We start from the raw sequence: 18790 nt of genomic DNA on the forward strand, positions 1-18790 counted from the left end.
ACTTTTTTATTCATGATATTTGGCTACCATCCTCAAACCCATTTTTTAGCATTTGAGGATGGTTATTATTCATATATTAAATGATCCCACTCTACGAAGCCACTTTAAAACTTTTGAATGAATGAAAAAGATACTAAATGAGCTCTTTTAAAACATCCTCTATTGCTTGTAATGTGTTATCAATATCTTCTTTCGTGTGGCTATAACTAATATGATTCCGTTTAATATTCATCGGCATTTTGAAAAAGCCTCGCTCAATCAGTTTCTTTCGATAACTGACATACATTTCCGCATCGTTCTTCATTAAATCTGTATAATTTTTCGGTTCAAAATCCATAAAATATGTTGTCCAAACAGATCCAAATCCAGCTACATATGCTTTCATGCCGAGTCTTTCATGTATTTCGCGAATGCCATTTCTCATTCTATCCCCAAGTTCAAAAATATGTTGATGAACCGGTTCTGTTTCCATAATTTCCATGGTAGCAATCGTTGCTGAAGTACCAACAGCATGCCCATTGTATGTACCAGCAAACCAAACGTCTCCACCAGGATTGGTATTGTACCGCTCCATATATTCTTTCTTGCCGGCGACTGCGGCCATCGGGAAACCATTCGCCATTGCTTTCCCCATTGTTGTCAAATCAGGCGTTACATCAGCAACCTTTTGAAAACCGCCTAAGCCATGGCGAAATCCTGTAATCACCTCATCAAAAATCAATACCGCATTATTTTCATCACACAAATCACGCAACCCCTGCAAAAATCCATCTTCTGGCATCACACAGCCTATATTATGTGGAATTGGTTCTACAATGATTGCCGCAACTTCATTCTTGTTTTTATGAAAAGTAGCTGCAACATCGTCTAAATCATTGAATGTACAAATCAGTGTATTATCAATTGCTTCATCCATCATTCCAGCAGAACCTGGGTCACGCTTGCCTATCATATCAGGAGCACTTAACATATTTCTCGCTACATAATCATGCCATCCATGATAACACCCCTGAAATTTAATTAATTTAGTTCTATTTGTTATAGCCCTTGAAAGTCTTATCGCATGATACGTAGCTTCTGAACCCGAATTGCAAAACAATACCTGATCCGCCGAAGGAACGTTCTTTGTTATTTTATCTGCACATTTAATCTCTAAATCAGTGGTACCTACTCCATATAAGTCTGTTGTTGAAAGAGCTTCAATTACTTGATCATTTACTGCTTTATAATTATGACCTAATATATATGGTCCGAATGCGGATTGATAATCAACATATTTGTTTCCATCCGCATCATAAATGTAAGCGCCTTCTGATTTAGTAAAAATTAAATGGGGATCCACATTCCTTATAGAAGTGTGTACGCCACCAGGGGTATATTTTATTGCCTCTTCATATAATTCTTTACTTTTCGTATTTAACATTTCTAAAAAACCTCCCTATTTTTAATCATGCAAAATGTAGAGCGAAACGACATCACCAAACGAAAGCGCTTTCTAATTGTTTTTAAAATGATCCTCCCCTTTACAATTTAAAATAGTCTACAAAATAAATACACATGAGACATTTCCTAACGAATAAAGCAAACGAAATACATAATACTGAACTTAGTTCTCCTTGTTGAACAAGTATAATGTGCTAATATTAGTTTTGTCAATAGTTAATTTTCTGTTTTATCTGTTAACCGTTGAAAAATACATGAAAAAGTCCGAACCGATTGAAATTCAAATGAATGTTAGAATTTCAATCGGTTCGGACTCTCCTTTATATCACATACCATTTTCTTTTAATGTCATATAAATCATAAAGAAACAGGTATACGAAATCACCTATTATATACTTTTTGCGATGTCTTGTGCTGTTTCACGAACTAGTTCTCCAATTTTTGAAAATCGATCTTTAGGTAATTGAGAGGTATGGCCTGTTACACTAATTGCAGTTGGAGTAGTATGGCGAGCATTAATTATCGGAGCAGCAATGCATCTAACACCAATCTCGCCTTCCTCATCTTCAATAGCATAACCGTTCTGGCGGACAGCACGAAGAGATTCCTTGAAAGTCGTCATATCAGTAATTGTATTCGGTGTTGCCTTATCCAAATTTTCAAATGTCACTATTTGGTCAAGCTCCGATTCACTCAAGTAAGCTGCTATTGCTTTTCCTAATCCCGTTAAATGAATTTCCGTCTTCAGGCCGGGATACGTGGAGAATTTTATGAAACTATCCGGTTCTTCTTTTGCTATATACATGATTTGATTTTCATGAAGGATGCCTAAATGTACAGTAAAACCCGATTCTCCCATCAAACGTTTCATATATGGTTTTGCCAATTCTATCATATTACTATCAGATACATACGTCATTCCAATTTGAAACATTTTGGGACCAATTTGAAAACGACCATTGAGATCTTTTTGAACCATATTATGGTACTCAAGCGTCTTCATAATTGCAAAAACCGTAGCTTTTGGTAAATCAAGCATTTTACAAATTTCTGTTCCCGTATATGTATCTTTCGACTCACTAATAAGTTTTAGTATTTTAATTGTTCTTTCCAAAGCTGGTACGTGATATTTTTCCAATTAGCTCCCCCCAATTACGTTATCTGTTTACAAAGGACTATATATGATTTGTTTAAAATATAACTCTTTGACCAATGAATTAGTTCAGTATATAAACTCGCGTTCGTAATATAGTACCATTATAAGAATATGTTTTTTCTTTTGTCAAGATATCATGTTTGCGTCAACTATTTATGATTACTCTTTAAAGATTTTTAAGACCTTTATTCGGATTAGTTAAACTTTTATTCTGATTTCGATAGAGAGTAAGCTTAATTTTGTTATGGAAAATAAAATATCATTTCATTTTCTCTAAAACCCAATGTAAAAGATATATATGTAATTAATTACTCTGAAATTTCACTCAATAAACCCCTTAATTACCAGGCGCAAAAATATTGAAACAATTATAGTACTAAGATTTACTTAAATGTATAAAAATATTGCCAATCGCAAGCTGTTTAAAAGGGGCTTGCAGTTAAATATAGAAAGCATTCTTTCAAATATTTATCCCTTACCAATCTAAATATATTAATACGAGAAATATCCTCCAAGAAAATCTTGGAACAACCTGTTTTCTTCTGTATCCGCACGAGTAACGATATAAGTAGATGCCTTTGGAAGCTTTAACTCCGGTGTTCTTACTTCCAGTAATCTCCCTTCTATTAGTTCCCGATTCAAAGCGATTTTAGGAAGAAAAGAGAAACCTAGCCCTTCCTCGATAAATTTTTTCGTAATGTGGACCTGTGTAACAACCATAGTACGTACCTTGTGATACTTTACATGGATCGCATTTAATAGATCATCCCAGTATTCTGGATGATTATAGGTGAATAATGTCTGATTTTCAAATAGATCATGAATATCAATTGGCGGGCTGCTTTCTAAATCACCGCCATCATGGGAGCATACGCAAATCACATCATCTTCTTTTATTTTCTCCACTTGCAATGATCCTTGTACGGGTTTCATCTGCAATAATCCGAGATCTGCTTCTCCTTTTTCAATCATTTCGCTTATTTCCATTGATTCTTTTATCTGCACAATCACTTCTACATCCATGTGCCGCTCCATAAATTGTCTAATAATATATGGAAGAATGGAGGCAGCTAATAATGGAGAAATAGCGATGGTTAACTTTCTTTTATACCCTTGTTCCCAAGCCAGTAAATCATGAGTTCCACGGTCATAGCTGGATAATATTAACCGGGCATGCGGCAAAAATCGGCGTCCAGCTTCCGTAAGAATGATATTACGTCCAGACCGGCTAAAAAATTGTGTGCCAATATCTCTTTCAAGCTGTTTAATATGTGCCGTTACCGTTGGCTGTGCCATATATAGCTTTTCTGCCGTTTTTCTAAAATTTTCACTTTCTGCAGCCATAATAAAGGTCCGTAACCAATTTATATTCATCTCTTCCCCCTGATTGATTATGATTTTTAATCATTTAGTTAATAAATAACTAATATTCATTATTATATATCTCATTTATAATAGACACAAATAGTAAAAATGGAGGAATTATAATGAATTTTCGACCTGGTCTTGAAGGTATTACAGCAGTACAAACCAATTTGAGTTCTGTAGATGGTGAAAATGGCCGCTTGATTTTTCGTGGATACCATGCAGATGAATTAGCTCGTAAGTATACGTTTGAAGAAGTTATCTATTTACTCTGGTATGGGGAACTGCCGGCACAAAATGAATTAAAAAAATTGAAAAAGCAGCTTCATGAAGCAAGAAATTTACCGGAGTACATCATTCGTATTATTGATGAATTACCAGAAGATATGGAAATGATGGCTGTTTTAAGAACAAGTATATCTTCTTTGAAAGCGAATCCAGAATGGCCGCCAACATTAGAAGAAGCAACCCGTATCACAGCTATCATACCAACTATACTTGCTTATCTTTATCGATCTTTACACCATTTAGAATTTATTGCGCCTAATCATCAATTAGATCATGTGTCCAATTACTTGTATATGCTTACTGGTAAAATACCGAAAGACGCACATATCAAAGTTTTAAATGCTTATTTTATTCTTACGGCAGAACATGGTATGAATGCCGCAACGTTCACGTCCAGGGTAATTGCATCTACTGAATCTGATTTGTTTTCTGCCGTTTGTGGAGCAATTGGTGCTATGAAAGGGCCATTACATGGAGGTGCACCAACCGGTGTCATGTCAATGTTAAACGAGATAGGTACAATGGAAAATACCGAAGATTGGTTGAGAAAAAAACTAAATAACAATGAAAAACTGATGGGATTCGGACATCGTGTTTATAAAACAAATGATCCCCGGGCTGAGGCATTAAGCGATGTCATTGAAAGTTTATCGGCTAATGATGATTGGTTTGCCCTTGCAAGGTATGTGGAAAATACCGCAATTCGCTTGCTTAAAGAATATAAACCTGGACGAAGACTTTATACCAATGTTGAGTTTTATGCAGCAGCTGTTTTCAAAGCTATAGATCTGCCGGAAATGCTGTATACACCAACATTTACTGCAAGCAGGACAGCCGGATGGAGTGCTCATGTTCTGGAGCAAGCAGAAAACAATCGGATATTCCGTCCTCTTTCTGAGTATACTGGATCGAAGAATATGATTAATGAAAATACTCAAAGAGGCTAAGAGAAGACTAACCTCTTGGGCAAATACTGCACTAAAATATTAATCGATAAACTCTTAAATGTTCGTAAACATTATAAAGTGAAACTTCCTTCAGCGGGGTTCTTTCATCCCCTGCTGAAGGATGTTTCGCCTTATCTAATTCATGTTTACCGAACATAAAATAGTTATATTTACATTAACTACTGCTCTATCTTTCAGCAAAATTGGCTTTCTCACTAAAAAAATAAAGCTTAATACAAACTTTTTCCAGATTTCTGTTTAAACAAAGTCTTTCCACTCGTCTCACTCACTATATCAATAGTAACACCACGATTAATCCGCTTCGCACTCTCATACAAGAACAACCACGCAAGACCAATAGACAATACGAACATCAGCAGCAAGCCCAGACTGATTACGATCACTGGATTACTTGCTTTCCATGTAAGTAAAACGCCAAATAAACTAAATACGAAACCGAAAAATCCAGAACTTTCCGCGCCCAGATCAACAACAAATGGAGCTGCCTCACCAGGTACGAGCATTAATGCGTAAGGGATGCTTAAAACAGCCAAATACACATATGCCAACAATAATAGAAACATAGACGTTCCAAAGGTTAACCGCTGCTGGGGATTGCCCGGATTAAACCGTGCACCAATTGTTCCGATCCAAATGCCGATGGAGCTGATTCCGATGGTAATTCCAGCTTTCACCACAATTCCAAAGATGAACTGCCACCATGCCCAGCCAAGAAATACTCCTACAATACATTCCAAGATCGTTAAAATAATAAATGGCAGCAGCCAGCTGATCCATAGCTTTCCTAAGGCAATATCGCGGCCTGATAATGGGAGCGTGCGTAAAATCCACGCAGACAATCCTTCCCGTGCAATAGCCGCAGCAGCAAGCTGTCCGTTAAACAATGCATAAATAAATAAAAAGAAGCCTTGAGCAATGGGCCATGAAATATCATTAAATCCGCGAAGATCACTTAAGCGGATGCCACCACTGAAGAAACCAATAACCGGAAAAACGATGAAAAAGGCAAGCGGTAAAAATGTCATCCATTCTCTCATATCACGCTTAATGGAAAACCATTCTTTCTTCCCGATCGCAATAACTGGATGTGATACACCCTGCGCACGCTCTTTTTTAGGTTTACGCTTTTTCTTTTTCCCGCTTCCTTCACTTAGTCTAACCCAACCCGTGCGGAATCCTTTTTCAACTAATGTCGTCGTAAGTAAAATCAACACTCCGGCAAAAAGTATCAATAAAATCATTGGCAGGAAAAAGCTCATTGAACCATTTGCTGCCTGAATTAATGCATCACTTCCCCAGCTTACCGGTACCCAATCCGGTAAAACTGGAAGCCCTGCCATAAGAGACTCTGATAATGAACGGTTATTTGATATTTGCGGTAACATAAATATCAAATAGACAAACAATCCTGACAGAAAGGTCATCGCTGTCATCAATTCATTTGCTCGTCTTGCAGGAATAAGCTGTATGACAACCAAATTAAGCAGGTAGGCAATGGAAAGCCCAATGGTAGCCGCTGTAAACAACATACATACAAGTACGAAATAATAGATAATATTTGCGCCGCTGGCCACCCCATAAGCTGTAAGTGGTACTAAAAGAAATAAAAAAACAGTCAAAGGTGCGCCGATAAAACTTTGCATGTACTTCATTATAAAAATTTGTCTCGTTTTAATCGGCATGGTGAACAGAAACTCTAAATCGGTTGCCGAGTACAAGTGTTTAAACACTTCTGGCATCCCGATTAAAATAATCATTCCAATAATCATTAACAAGCTGAAAGAAAAGATCCCATCTAAAATGGGCTCAGTCACCGAACCGGCAATGTTCCATATCGCCTGAGAGACAAAAAACAACAGAACAGCCAAGACTGCAAAAACAAAAAGATAGGCAAAATAATTTTTAAGATTTTGTGATTTGAGTGTATTTACAAATATTCTGCGCTGATTCTTGAGCAAAACCTTTATCATGATGGACCACCTGGTTGATTTTCTTTCGCCATCTCCTCAATAATCGCTTCTTGGTCATCACTGCCTGTTAATTCTAAGAAAATTTCTTCAAGACTTCCCTCTGTACGTCCGTCTTTTTCCCTTAATTCATCCATTGTTCCAAGTGCGATGATAGCACCATCTGAAATAATACCGATCCGGTCACACATCTGTTCCGCGATTTCAAGAATATGTGTTGTTAAAAACACCGTCATGCCTTTATCGCATTCTTCTCTGAGCAAATTTTTAAGATTCCGTGCACTTTTAGGATCAAGCCCCACGGTTGGTTCATCTAAAAATAAAATTTCCGGATCATGGACGAGTGCTCCACAGATTGCAATTTTCTGCTTCATCCCATGAGAATATCCTTCTATTAATTCATTAGCCCGGTCCGTCAGTCCAAATATGGACAGTAACTGCTCCGCCCGTTCTTTAAAATGATCCGATGGTATTTGAAATACAGACGCCACAAACTCCAAATACTCCCAGCCTGTTAATTTCGGATATAAATTTGGCTGGTCTGGAACATAAGCAATCTGCTTTTTCGCTTCAAGCGGATTTTTCCAAATATCATAACCATTTATTTCAATCGTTCCATTTGTTGGCTCAAGCAATCCAGTCATCATTTTAATCGTCGTTGTTTTTCCTGCCCCATTTGGCCCTAAAAATCCAAACAGCTCCCCTTTTCTCACTTCGAAATTAATCTGTTTGACAGCAGCTTGATTTCCATATTTCTTTTCAAGCTCTAAAATTTTGATGGATCGTTCACTCATTTTTTGCCTCCTTGTATATCCCATTCATTTATTCGGTAAAAGAGTAACTTTAATTTTCTGCTATTTCTTCAACAATCAAATCAATACATTTGTTATTTGTTTTTTTATACAATAAATATTATTAACTTTCAATTAATTCCTTTCAAATAGATTCCGCTAATATTTGTGCATTATTAATTACTCAGCACCCTAATTATTACAAATCCTGCCCTGCGTGTAAAATAGTTTAAAGTACGATACTAGCTTTTTAAATAGATTTCATCATGCCATAACTTATTGATTTTTCACGTCTCTCCAATGACTGACAATAAGCAGTGCAGCGATAATTGAACAATTAATCATCAAACCTGAATAAATTTGCCAGCCTAGATTACCCGTATGATGAATAATTTGAAAGATAAAATATGGGATTAGCAGCATACTTACTGCAAATATGACATATGTAATCTTATTATTCACTTTTAACACCTCCGCTTCCTCTTTGCTTCATCAATTCCTTTCATTTCGCAGTTAAATAATAAAACTCTAAAGCTGTCATCAAATATATCCTTCCTTTGATGACAGCTTCTTCTCTTTAAAATACTCTTATAGAGTCCCTTGCTTCCGAACCAGACACATAATACCGCTAATAAGCAGGAAGATGCCAGGAATAATACCAAACCCTACGGTAACAATCGATCCTAAGATAGAAATCACAATGAAAATCGAACCTGCAATTTTCGGCTGTTTATTCCCTTTAATCAAGAAAATCGCTGCAAGGCTTAAAATAATCGCGAGGATAGAAGTAATGAGAAGCGCCCACCCTCCTGCGCCCATTCCTTCCATGACCGTATTCAGATCATTAAGACCCATTTCTGGATTTTGCTCTACTACTTCTTGAAGGAGGTCTTCATTATTTTGCAGAAATAACATAAACCCGCCTAAAGCTGCAACCAGTCCATATCCGACCATTCCAATGACACCTAATACAATTTCAACCGTTCTTTTCATTATCTTTATACCTCCCTAAATCTCTTATTGACCTGCAATATCTCTCTTCGTAAATATTCCCCAAGAAGCTGCTAAAAACACTACAAAATAAACAAGTAAAACCATGATGGAAAACGGCAACGTCATCCCGTCCACCCAAGGTGCGTCATTCGCATATTGGCTTAAATCTGTGTTCGCAAATAAGATATATTTAGCCCATGCATACTCCGAGAAAAAACTGACAATGGAATTCCCAGCCATCATTAGAAATACCGCTGTTCCAATGGCAAGTGCACTATTGCGGAAAATGCTTGAAATCATAAAGGCAAAGGTTGCCATCATTACTAAATTAACGAGTTTATAGCCATAGTTTGTAATTATCTCATGAATAACCGATACGTATTCCAAACCGCCGACCTTATCCATGACGATTTGCGGATTTAATCCTTCCACACCAAAGAACACGGCACCAATCACCCATGAAAAGACAACCACAAATAACAGTGTAATCAAAGCGAATAGCAGGACTGCCAAATATTTGGATAATAGTATTTTTGATCTGGAGATAGGACGGATAAGTAAAAGTTTTATCGTACCCCATCTAAATTCATTCGCAACAATCCCTGCTGCGATAATGATTGTTAATAAACTTACGATGGACAGCATGATGTTCATCTCCATCACAAATTGCCACGCATCATACCCCGCCGGCTGAATATCATTTTCTAAATAGTAATTGTTTTGCTCAATCAAACCCATATTAAAGTCTTCCAGGAGCTCTTCCTCTTCCATCTCCTTCGTCAGCTCTTCATTCTCTTCCTGCAGCTCCGCACGCCATGAATCCTGACTGTAATCCTCTCTTACGTCACCAAAAAAGCTTGTTAACATGCCATATCCCGCAATAATAACTGCTAAAAGTATGTACATGATCCAGGTTGATTTTTGTATATATATTTTATTTATTTCGTTTCGGATTAAATTCACCAGGTTACTCAATGACATTCTCTCCAATCAAATTAAAGAATTTTTCTTCTAATGTCGCTCTGGATACTTCTACTTGATAAATCAAAATATCATTTCGCACGAATGTTTGAATGATATTAGGAATTTCTTCTCTTTGACTTTGAAAGGATATGAAACCATTGGTGAGAACGGCCTCTATAATATGCTCTGTGCTTAACAGTTCTATTGCTTTCTCTGCAGGTGTTACTTCCATCTGAATCTGATGGGAATTCTGCTCTGTATCTGCTGCATCATGAACATTTTGAATCGTAATAAGCTCTCCATTTTTAATAATTCCAATCCGGTCACACATTAATTCGATTTCTGATAAGAGATGACTGGAAATAATAACTGCAACATTTTGCTCTTCAGCCAATCGTCGAATATAGTGTCGTATCTCTCGGATACCTGCAGGATCAAGCCCGTTTGTCGGCTCATCTAAGATTAAAACAGACGGATTATGTAATAAGGCTTGAGCAATCCCTAACCTTTGCCGCATTCCTAGCGAGTATTTGCCGACTTTTTCTTTGATCGCCTTTTCCAGGCCTACTAAGCAAATAACCTCCTGTATCCGCTCCTTGCTGACATCCGGAAGCATACGCGCAAAATGTACCAGATTTTGCATCCCTGTCATAAACGGATACATTTCTGGATTCTCAACAATGGCTCCAACCTCTTTAATAGCCTCCTTATAATCGTTTTTAATGCTTTTGCCCAGTATCTGTACGTCTCCACCGGACATTTTTATCAGACCTACCATCATTCGAATGGTTGTTGTTTTACCCGCACCGTTTGGGCCGATGAAGCCAAAGACTTCTCCTGACTTAATCTCAAAGTTTAGCCCTTTAATAATTTCGGTTTTTCCAATTGTTTTCTTTAAATCAATTAGTTTCATTGCTGTGTTTTCCAAAAAGTTCCCTCCATATAATATTGTTGTCTTTATTATCGGTATTTTTACAAAATAATGAAATTCATAAGTTTATTTTCACTATTTATTCTGCACGCTGTACACTTATAAATATAATCTCCATTGCTACGATTAAAAATTTCACTTGCCTTTTTAGATGGGGATGATTCTCTGCTGTATCTATCAAAATACAAATATATATAATCCTAAATCATTGAAGTAAATACGAAGATAAATAAAGCGAAGATCGTTGTATTTTCCATAAAAAATTCCTTCATTCAAACATTGATAGAAGATCATTTCCGTTTCCTAATGTATTGATGAATAAAGCGACAATAATAAGCGGATGTATCTTTACTTTTTTCACGGGGAGTCACCTCCTGTTTCAAGGATGTTTATTTAAGTCCGAGCTCAACACCATACTTTCCGCCCTCTCTATCATTTCATTTTTCTCAACTTCGGAACCAATCATAATGATGGAATATCTTAACCCCTCTTCATCCCAAGTAATACTATTGACAACCCTTTCATAGTCCGCCTTCTTTCCCCGGATTTCCACATCAGCTTTTTCAATTTCCATCTCTTCAGGAGAATGAAAAATAGATAAGTAGAACATGGGCATATCCGCTTTGGAATAATACGTTAAATTTAACTCATTACGGGTTATTATTCCGTCGATGTGATGCATTTCGATATCCTTTAAATCAAATTCATTCTCGGGAAACAGATAAAATGCTTGTTGGAGAATTTCTTCTGCCTCTGCTAATGTTACTGTATCTGGAGCAAATGATTCTAAATCCTTTATTTCAACATCATCTGGAATATTCAAAGCGAAGGTATCTGCTGCAAATACTGGTGATAAATCGATTTCTTTATATTCCAGTTCTGTTCGGATGCCGCCCGCTTCGGAAATCATTTTAATAATAAATCCAGTTTTCTGGTCCACCCACAATGCTGTATCTCCAAATACATGATCAGAAACTTTTGCTTTTGCTTCTATATGGAATGTATCAAAATCTAGTATTTTTTCTTCCCCCATTAATTCAAGCGCATGAGAATACTTCGTGATGCCCAGCATTCCATTCATTTTCCCTTTAGAATCATGTGATTCTGCATCTTCCTCTGCTGTTATTTCCATCTCGAACGCACGATGATTATATTTATCATAAATAATTGTTTTTGTACCATCATTCAAAGCTTCCGTTCTTTTATCTTTCCCTGCCAGCTGGTCATGCGTAATGGTTTTTCTTTTGCCATTTGCGACGTATTCTTTTAAGATACTGTGCTCTATTAGTGCATTTCCTTGATATACTTTTGATTCGGATAACGTATAATAATGATCCATTCCTTCTCCTGCTTCAACCGCCTTGCGCATGATTTCTTCAGCAGATACGTTCATATCTTTTCGCCTCCTGATTTGGTAAAAGGCTGCATACGGGCCTATGTTCTTTTTATATACATTGGACGGTATGCAGCCTTTTTGATGTGGAAAATGCATTTGAAAAACTGATCTTTTCTATTGTTCTGAACTTAATATCATCTCTTCCGTCAACTCCAAAACTTCTTCTTCCATATCCGGATCATTAATCAGTAAAGAATAACGCAAACCATCTTCATCCCAGTAATAATTGTTGATGGATTCTTCATACGCTGCAACATTCCCTCTAATTTCAACATCTGATTCTTCTATTTCCATGTCCGCTGGAGACTCAAATATAGATAAATTAAACATAGGTATTTCATCATCTGATATATAGGTTAAATTTAATTCTTTTCTCTGCAATTCCCCGTCTGAACCATATAGTTCAATTTCGCCCAAATGATAATCTTCTTCAGAAAACATATAGAAAGCTTGCCCAAGCTCTTCTTCTGCTTCTTCTACGGAAATAAATTCAGAAGAAAAATTATCCTCCATATCTGTAATTTCTATCTCTTCCGGAATATCAAGTGTGAATGTATCTTCTGTAAAATCAGGCGAAAAGTCCAGCTCTGTATAAACTGATTCCATTTTAGAATCACCTGTTTCTGAAATGGTTTTTAGAATTATCCACGTTTCCTTATCTACCCAAATCTCCATATCTCCCATTAAACTATTCGCTTCTTTCGCCTCCAGCTTCATATGAAAGGTATCTCGATCCAATAATTGTTCGTCTCCAATTACTTCATAGTCATGAGAGTCTTCCATTCCAGCCAGCATATTTTGAAAAATCTCTTTTGGACTGATTTGAATACCTTCGAAAACGGATGTATCCATTTCCTGCGCTGTTCCGTCACTTTTATTATACATCACCATTTTTTCACCATTATTAAGCGTCTCTATTTCTTCTTCCCCTGCTTCTGTATCTCCACGCATGATTATTTTCCGATTATTTCCTGAAGCGTATTCTTCCATTACCGATTCCTCTATGATGTCTTCTCCCTCATATACTGTCATTTCAGATTTTCCATAAAATTCATCTATTTCCTCTACCTCTGTTTCCACCACATTATGAATAATCTCCTCTGCAGATACCTCCACATTTTGTGAACATCCACCTAATACCAGAAACAAAATACTAGCTGCTATCAAGCTTGCTTTCCATCTAAATTTAGACATAATTTATCTCCTCTCTTTAATCCAGCAGGCAAACAACGTTCCTTTTCCTGCTGTTGACCAGATATTTATTTTTCCTTCATGGTTTTCCATAATAAATTTTGCAATACTTAAGCCAAGGCCTGAGCTTGTTCCTTTCCCTCTGGAAATATCATCTTGATAAAATGGTTCAAATACTTTTTTCATCTGGCTTTCTTCCATTCCTTTTCCTTCATTTTGAATCAGAAGTACCGTTCCATCTGTTCTCCACAGATTTACTTCTTCTTTTAATTCAGGGAAAACCCAATCTGGCAGTGATTTTGTTGATGCTATTGCCCCTATCCAAATTTCACCATGCTCTGGTGTATGACGAATACTATTATCCATGAGATTATCTACCAGCCGAATCATTTGTTTTGGATCCAATTCATAAGCGTTTCTAACATGCCATTCAGTAGTTAACTGAATATTTTTCTTCGCACAGGGTTCTTCATAGCCTGAAAATAACATGTCAAAAAACTCTTCTCCATTTACTTGCACCGGTTGGAGAATATTCTTAGAGGATTGCAGTGCTGTGAAAATAGATAAATCATCAATCAATTGCTTCATATGATTTAATTTATCATTGAGAATCAATTGGTATTCTGTCCTTTCTTCCTTTGATAAATCATGATTTTCCATAGCCTCCGTATATGTGCGGATTACCGTCAGAGGTGTTTTTAAATCATGTGATAAAGCAGCTACCATATATTCTTTTTCTTCCTGCTGTTTGACAAGTTCCTCTCTTGTTTCCGTAATTTGTTTTTTCATTTCCTCAAATTGGTTATTTAATTCTCCAATTTCATCTTTTGATTGATTTAGTTTTTTATCTGTATTTTTCCCAACAGCAAAAGCTTGCATATGCGCTTGTAACTGATGCAGCGGGCGATTCAGTTTACGGTTTATCGCTCGTATGACAATAACATAGAGCAGAATGAAAAAAATCCCTGAAAGAATGATTGTAAGTAATAGCTGCTGATTGGAGGTCTCAACCCAATCCGTTCTTCCTTGTGTAATTTCGTAAACACCAGTCAGCTGTTCATTCTCATCAAATACAGGCCTCTTATACACATACGTTTTTGGTCGTCTCTGCATCTCATTTAGATTTTTAAGTATTCTATCCTGATTTTGTAATGGATAATATCCAGTATTCCCCTCCATCGTTGAGAATACATGAAGGCCATCATAACGATATAAATCGATGCTCAGATTATCATCACCAATCTCTGTTAATTCTTGAAAACGGTTATTATCCAAAGATTGATATAAAGAAACATCATTCAAAGTCTCATTTAGATTGGAAACTAGTATTTGAAAATCAACATATTCTTTTAAATTTTCTTCTTGATTATAACTCTGTAAACTGACATAAAGCAGATACACCGCCACAACCGGCAGCAGCATCACCACAAGATGGCTCACCATCAGCCAATTTTTAATCTTCATGATAACGGCTCTCCTACAAAACGATAGCCTGCTCCCCAAACTGTTTGAATAAATTTCGCCTGTTTTCCAGTATCCTTTAATTTCGTGCGAAGACTCTTAATATGCACGGTCACCGTATTATTACCGTTCACATTTTTCAGCTGCCAAATATGCTCATAAATGTGTGCTTTCTCAAACGTAATAAACGGATTCCGGGCAAGTAAGAATAAAATTTCCTTTTCCTTCGCCGTCAGAACAAGAAGCTCACCCTCCAAAAATACTGCGTCATTTAAGAAATCAATCGCTAATCCATGTGCATACTGTGACATTTGCGCATCATAGCTTTTACTTGTATAACGCTGATATCTTCTTAAATGGGATTGAACCCGCGCCGTTAATTCCTTAAGACTGAACGGCTTGGTTAAATAATCATCTGCACCTAAATTCAATCCGCGTATTTTACTGTCATCCTCTCCTTTTGCACTGACGATTAATAAGGGTACATCGCTTTCCAAACGGATTTTTTCACACAGATCATAGCCATCCATCTCCGGCATCATCAAATCAACAAGTATGATGGAAAAGTCACCTGCTTTAAAATCCTCCCAGCCTTCTACACCAGTAGATGCCCATGTCGTTTGAAACCCTTCCCTGTCCAGATGATCCTTCATAATCCGGGCAATTTCATAATCATCTTCTACAATTAAAATGTTTGTTCTCTCTTCCATTGGAACCCCTCTCTCTGACTACTTTGAGTATAAATCATGCATGACGCTGTCTTTGAATTCTTTATTTTTAGTTAATAATTTCTATGTAAGAACGCGTTACAGTTTTCCCTTGCTGTAACGCGTTCTTTGATTAATCTCTGTCATAAGGCAAAAATACCGTTACGGTGGTGCCACGACCTTTTTCTGATTGTACCGAAATAGCCCCCTGATGCAGCTTGGCGATTTGCAGGGCAATGCTCATGCCAAGCCCTGTCCCTTCATTTCTTTCCTCTGTATTGGTGCCGCGATAATAGCGGGTGAACAAATGCTTTTGCGTTTCCTCATCCATTCCCGTTCCATTATCGGTAATTCTGATTTCCAGTGCTTTTTCTTCTTCAGATTGAGCAACTTCTACCTTTACAGCAGTTGCTTGCGGATTATGTTTCCAGGCATTATACATCAGATTATCAATCATTCTTTCAAACAACCGTTCATTCACTTCTATTTTTCTATCTGGATGAATCGGTTCATATACAACTGGATAATCCTTAAAGGTGACATCCTTTTGAAACTTCTCTAAGATTTGCTCCATATATTCATTGATACTCACCGCGTTAAACGTTAAGCTGCTGGCATCATTTTTCAATCGAAAGCTGAGCGTAAAGTCTTCAATTAAATCTACCATATAATCACTTTTTTCAGTGATGGTATCTCCAATCTCTTGAAGCTCCTGCTTCGACCAATCGTATTCCTTATTTCCCAGCAAGCGCCCATAGCCCTCCATGGTGGTCAGAGGTGTGCGGAGGTCATGGGAGATCCCTGCCACCCATTCCTCTCTGCTTTTTTCCAGCTGTTCTCTTTCTTTTCGGGAAGCATCCAGCTTTTCTGCCATCTCATCAAATGCCTGAAAAACCTCTTTATACAACTTATATCTTCTTTTTAATTTGCCATTTTTTCGATATACTTTTTTCTTCTCCTGTGCTGTTAAAACTTCCTTATAGTTTCCATCCCCCATCCGGTTGAGCCAATTTGAAAAAATAAACAAAGGGCTTCCATAACGAAAACTCGTCCAAAAAGAGATTAAGAATGTTACTAGCAATATAACCCCAGTTAAACCAACGAATACTAGCGTAATATCTCTATACAATGTTAATGGCATATCCTGACTTTGTTCATTTGAAGTATATAAAATCCACGAATTACCTGAACCTCTATCTAGGTAAGTATACTGTTTTTCAGTGAAAAGATCGGGAGAAGTGTCTTTTTCAATTATTTCTAATGGCTGCCCTTCTATTTGCTCCTGATTACCAAACTGTTGAATAATAGCTCCTGTTTCATCATAAATAGAAAGTGTTCCTTCAAGCTGGTTTAATTTCTCTTCCACCTCAGGCTGGTCTGTTTCGGAAATCCTGCCGTTTGCATTCGTATTTTCTGATAATTCATTAATAAGAATTTTTCCTGGTTCTTGGTAACCTAGCACAAATAAATATGCATCGTCACTCGCAAATAAAAGCTCTTCTAATGTATATTTGATAGCATATTCCCCTAGCTGCTCTCTCTCCTTCATTTGTACAATGTCAAAACTGCTGTAATTCTCTTTTATATCTTCCGGTACATTTGCAGATTCAACCACTTTTCCCTCTTCATCAATAATTTGCAGCCACGTTTTCTCAGGTAATGCATCGCTGATTTCGTTCCCAAATTCTTTATATTCGTACGGATCGCCAATCTCAATTGCAAGTTCTTCTAGCTGCGTTTGATAATAATCCTCATCTCTTTCCACATTAGAAAGGGAATACAAACCGATAAAAAAAGCAGCGACTACAACAACAATCATCAACAAAGAAATAAACCCAAACTGAATTGAAAAATGAAAAAACAACCGGCTCCGTAATTTCTTCATGAGACATTTCCTTTCACCAATTTATACCCCAATCCCCGAACAGTGAGTAAAAATTCTGGTTTACTCGGATTGACCTCAATTCTTTCTCTGATTCTTCTAATATGTACCGAAACCGTATTCTCATCTGCAAAATGTTCAAAGCCCCAAACCGCCTCCAATAAATCTGCTTTGGAAAAAATTCTATTTGGATGCTTACATAAATAAAGAAGCAGCAAATAGACCTGTGTCGGGCATGGAACATCCTCTCCATTAACCGTTAACATACCTGCGCTTTCATCTAGCACAAAACGACCGAAGTTATATTTGCTGGATTTCTCTGGTATAGCGGCTTCTGTTTTAGCAGATCTTCTTAAATACGCTTTAATCCTTGCCGCCACCTCTAACGGATTAAATGGTTTGGTGACATAATCATCACCCCCTGTTGCAAATCCTGTTAACACATCTAAATCAGAAACTTTTGCCGTTAAAAAGAGAATATACGCATTTGTCAGCTCTCTGATTTTCGGGCAAAAATCAAAGCCGCTCCCATCCGGAAGCATGACGTCCAAAATAATCACTTCTATTTTATGTTGCTTTAATATCTGAATGGCTTCCTGCCCGGTATAAGCTTTATGTACACGCTGAAATCCTTCTTTCTTCAGCATCATTTCTAACATAGTTACAATTGCTTTCTCATCATCCACAATCAAAATATCTGTTTGATCCTCCATGAATGACACCTCCATTGGTATCGTACCATAGCAAGTTTACGAACAGTTGAACAAATCGAAGCTTTTTTAATTTATTGGTATGTTCTGTTCAACTAGCAGACAGCTGCGTTTGCTAGAGTGAACGTAAAGAAACATAAGAAGGAGTAGTGGATATGAAGCACCAAGCAGAAACGGTTTTAACAGCCATTGGCATTTTATTATTTGGCGTACTATTCGCAGGAAGCATCCTGTTGTATGGCAATGTCGAAGGAAGCCCCAAGACGCTGGAGTTAGTCCAGTCTTTTATGGAGGATGAAAATATAGTTGAATTCAGCGAACAACAAATCATCACTTATATAGGTTATTTATTTATCTATTTAGCTGTCATTTCCTTCACCTGGATAATCTTAGGGTCCGCAGCTATTTACTTATTGAAAAAAGAAACCAGAGGAAAATCGGCTGGGGTTCTATTAATTGGAATAGCCATACTTGGCACGCTTTCAACAATCGGTTTAGGGATTTTTGGCGGTATGATCTATTTGATTGCCGGAATCATGGTGATAACCCGCAGCGCTTCTGCCAGCAAGCATACCTAG

At 37.1% G+C, this 18790-nt stretch carries 17 protein-coding genes; 2 read left to right on the forward strand and 15 right to left on the reverse strand.

The annotated features are described in order from the left end of the window. Positions 1–133: 133 nt before the first annotated feature. From ACW0TQ_RS17945 to ACW0TQ_RS17955, 3 genes are all read right to left on the reverse strand, one after another. Entirely contained in the window at positions 134–1423 is a 1290-nt protein-coding gene (locus ACW0TQ_RS17945) for an aspartate aminotransferase family protein (RefSeq protein WP_193064099.1), read from the reverse strand. Positions 1424–1831: 408 nt separating this feature from the next. Beyond that, complete coding sequence (locus ACW0TQ_RS17950; RefSeq protein WP_042533591.1) at positions 1832–2581, reverse strand: IclR family transcriptional regulator; 750 nt, start codon at positions 2579–2581, stop codon at positions 1832–1834. 510 nt (positions 2582–3091) lie between these two features. Further along, entirely contained in the window at positions 3092–3973 is an 882-nt protein-coding gene (locus tag ACW0TQ_RS17955) for a LysR family transcriptional regulator (protein ID WP_193064100.1), read from the reverse strand. Positions 3974–4086: 113 nt separating this feature from the next. Between ACW0TQ_RS17955 and ACW0TQ_RS17960 the strand changes: the two genes are divergently transcribed. Further along, positions 4087–5199, forward strand: a complete 1113-nt coding sequence (locus ACW0TQ_RS17960) for a citrate synthase (RefSeq protein WP_368901590.1) — start codon at positions 4087–4089, stop codon at positions 5197–5199. A 230-nt stretch (positions 5200–5429) separates the two neighbouring features. Here ACW0TQ_RS17960 and ACW0TQ_RS17965 read toward each other — a convergent pair whose 3' ends face one another. The 12 genes from ACW0TQ_RS17965 to ACW0TQ_RS18020 all read right to left on the reverse strand — a co-directional run bounded on the left by ACW0TQ_RS17965 (position 5430) and on the right by ACW0TQ_RS18020 (position 18215). Continuing rightward, complete coding sequence (locus ACW0TQ_RS17965; protein WP_042533588.1) at positions 5430–7190, reverse strand: putative ABC transporter permease subunit; 1761 nt, start codon at positions 7188–7190, stop codon at positions 5430–5432. Further along, positions 7187–7981, reverse strand: a complete 795-nt coding sequence (locus ACW0TQ_RS17970; RefSeq protein WP_341172891.1) for an ABC transporter ATP-binding protein — start codon at positions 7979–7981, stop codon at positions 7187–7189. The genes ACW0TQ_RS17965 and ACW0TQ_RS17970 overlap by 4 nt, the downstream gene beginning before the upstream one ends. A 273-nt stretch (positions 7982–8254) precedes the next feature. After that, complete coding sequence (locus ACW0TQ_RS17975; protein WP_212929491.1) at positions 8255–8440, reverse strand: hypothetical protein; 186 nt, start codon at positions 8438–8440, stop codon at positions 8255–8257. 126 nt (positions 8441–8566) lie between these two features. Then, positions 8567–8971, reverse strand: coding sequence for a DUF4064 domain-containing protein (locus ACW0TQ_RS17980; RefSeq protein WP_256706129.1), 405 nt, complete (start codon positions 8969–8971; stop codon positions 8567–8569). A 24-nt stretch (positions 8972–8995) separates the two neighbouring features. Continuing rightward, positions 8996–9946, reverse strand: a complete 951-nt coding sequence (locus ACW0TQ_RS17985) for an ABC transporter permease (protein WP_256706128.1) — start codon at positions 9944–9946, stop codon at positions 8996–8998. Beyond that, positions 9939–10862 (reverse strand): ATP-binding cassette domain-containing protein, encoded by a 924-nt coding sequence (locus ACW0TQ_RS17990; RefSeq protein ID WP_368901591.1) that lies wholly within the window; start codon positions 10860–10862, stop codon positions 9939–9941. The genes ACW0TQ_RS17985 and ACW0TQ_RS17990 overlap by 8 nt, the downstream gene beginning before the upstream one ends. Before the next feature lie 382 nt (positions 10863–11244). Continuing rightward, complete coding sequence (locus ACW0TQ_RS17995; protein WP_042533582.1) at positions 11245–12258, reverse strand: LolA family protein; 1014 nt, start codon at positions 12256–12258, stop codon at positions 11245–11247. Between the two features lie 117 nt (positions 12259–12375). Further along, complete coding sequence (locus ACW0TQ_RS18000) at positions 12376–13455, reverse strand: LolA family protein (protein WP_193064106.1); 1080 nt, start codon at positions 13453–13455, stop codon at positions 12376–12378. A 3-nt stretch (positions 13456–13458) separates the two neighbouring features. Further along, positions 13459–14916 carry a HAMP domain-containing sensor histidine kinase gene (locus ACW0TQ_RS18005; protein ID WP_042533580.1) on the reverse strand — a complete coding sequence of 486 codons (1458 nt, stop codon included), beginning with the start codon at positions 14914–14916 and terminating at the stop codon, positions 13459–13461. Further along, a complete protein-coding gene (locus tag ACW0TQ_RS18010) occupies positions 14913–15623 on the reverse strand; it encodes a response regulator transcription factor (RefSeq protein ID WP_042533579.1) in 711 nt (236 codons plus the stop codon). Before ACW0TQ_RS18010 ends, ACW0TQ_RS18005 begins: the two co-directional genes overlap by 4 nt. 130 nt (positions 15624–15753) lie before the next feature. Beyond that, positions 15754–17505: a sensor histidine kinase gene (locus ACW0TQ_RS18015; protein WP_193064107.1), complete on the reverse strand. Its 1752-nt coding sequence runs from the start codon at positions 17503–17505 to the stop codon at positions 15754–15756. Then, positions 17502–18215 (reverse strand): response regulator transcription factor, encoded by a 714-nt coding sequence (locus ACW0TQ_RS18020; protein ID WP_042533577.1) that lies wholly within the window; start codon positions 18213–18215, stop codon positions 17502–17504. The genes ACW0TQ_RS18015 and ACW0TQ_RS18020 overlap by 4 nt, the downstream gene beginning before the upstream one ends. Positions 18216–18367: 152 nt before the next feature. On the opposite strand from ACW0TQ_RS18020, the gene ACW0TQ_RS18025 reads away from it, so the two are divergent. After that, positions 18368–18790 (forward strand): DUF4064 domain-containing protein, encoded by a 423-nt coding sequence (locus ACW0TQ_RS18025; protein ID WP_052485040.1) that lies wholly within the window; start codon positions 18368–18370, stop codon positions 18788–18790.

It is taken from the genome of Oceanobacillus sp. M60, assembly GCF_053839645.1.